This window comes from Vibrio sp. D173a (assembly GCF_030248475.1).
Genome location: NZ_JAHGAH010000352.1, coordinates 1 through 1,107, shown reverse-complemented (window position 1 = coordinate 1,107; position 1,107 = coordinate 1). Strand labels below are relative to the sequence as shown.

Here is a 1,107-nt window from a genome sequence, read left to right as displayed (position 1 = left end):
TAACCTTAAAACAATAAAAGCACATACACCCCCACAAAGAAACAGGCTTATAAGTATTAAATAACCAAAAAGCACTTAACTAATAAATATTTCAGATGGAATAATAGATATTCTATCCATATAGTTAATTAAAACAGTAAACCACTGATAATTAATCATTAAGGTTTTATTTATTCACTTTAATAACTCACTAAGTCGAAATGCGACTTTTCACAACCCGAGTAAAGGTGTTAATCCAAGTCGAATTGTTATTGATAATCAGCTTCACAACAAAATTCGACTCAAACCAATTAATTGGTGACTAAGGATATAACATGACTAACTACAAACATTCTCTCATTGCGCTTGGCGTAATTTCAGCACTTACTCTGTCTCACTCAGTAACAGCAGCAGAAAATGACGTGCATGATGCCGACCCTCGCAATACGGCTTGGCGTGGTGGTATCGCTTCTGATGATAGTGGCGAGATCAAACTTGTTGCGGGCGGTGGATTCAACAACCTCTACGGAGGCGATGGTGTAGAGACTCAAACCATCATGATTGGTGAGTATTTCACGCAGTCAGAGGACTTCCGTTTTCGTTTAGCGAACTTTGACTCACGTTTTGGTGGTGTCTATGTCGATACTTATCTCACCGACACAACAGACATGTACACAGCGGGCTACATGCTGCCATTGACCGCTACCAATGGTAAAACGATGTTCTTCCCGTCGGTCAATTATTCGTACGTCGATTTTGACACTGACCAAATCGCGCAAAACATCCAAGGAACCCTTGTACCTAGCTCAATGAGTGGATATTCAACAGGTACTGGTCAAACCGCGCTTAGTAATGCCCTTATGAACATCAATGGTAGCGCAGTGAAAAACGTATTAGGTGGAGATGATGCGCATATGGCGTCGGTCAACTTATACGGCCTTCAACCATGGAACGATACTTTCTACGCCGTATTCCAAGCTTTTGGTGGTTCAAGCTATGGTGGCGTAGAGATGGAAATGGTGGATTTGATGCTCTTACAAGGTACACGAACCGAAGTTGGCGGTGCGATTTTCAACATCTACCTAGAAGCGAAATACACCAACATTAAGCTGAACGACATCAACATGC

Annotated in this window: 1 protein-coding gene; it reads left to right on the top strand. The window is 41.6% G+C overall.

Translation table 11 applies throughout. The annotated features are described in order from the left end of the window. Positions 1–314: 314 nt before the first annotated feature. A partial coding sequence (locus KIV40_RS25740) for a hypothetical protein (RefSeq protein WP_285352022.1) occupies positions 315–1,107 on the top strand: 793 nt, incomplete at its 3' end.